The following is a 352-nucleotide window of genomic DNA, read 5'->3' on the forward strand; positions in this document are numbered from 1 at the left end:
CGCGGCGCCGATCCGCGCGTCCAGGAAGCCATCGGCGAATTCGGTGACGGCGTCCCCGGGCGCGAGCGACGAATCGGGGCTGAAGCTCACACCGGCCTGCTGCCGCGTCTCCGGCGCCAGCATGGTCAGGTCGGTCGGATTCATCCGCACGGTGTGCACGCGTGAGGCATCCACCCCGGCCAGTGCCCGGGTGAGGGCCGAACGGGCGGAGGCCGCGCCGTCGGACAATTCATGGCCCAGGATGGCTTCGGCCAGTTCCATGGCCGCGGCGGCCAGGGTGTTTTGCGCGGCGGCAAGTACCGGCGCGGTCCGTTCCTCCAGCGCACGGGCGGCCGCACCGAGCGCGGCCACT

General features: G+C 72.7%; 1 protein-coding gene. It reads right to left on the reverse strand.

Translation table 11 applies throughout. The annotated features are described in order from the left end of the window. The coding region (locus AC5RV2_RS19125; protein WP_494093634.1) for a FliH/SctL family protein at positions 1–352 on the reverse strand (352 nt) is incomplete at both ends.

Source organism: Arthrobacter sp. Y3225116, from assembly GCF_059091245.1.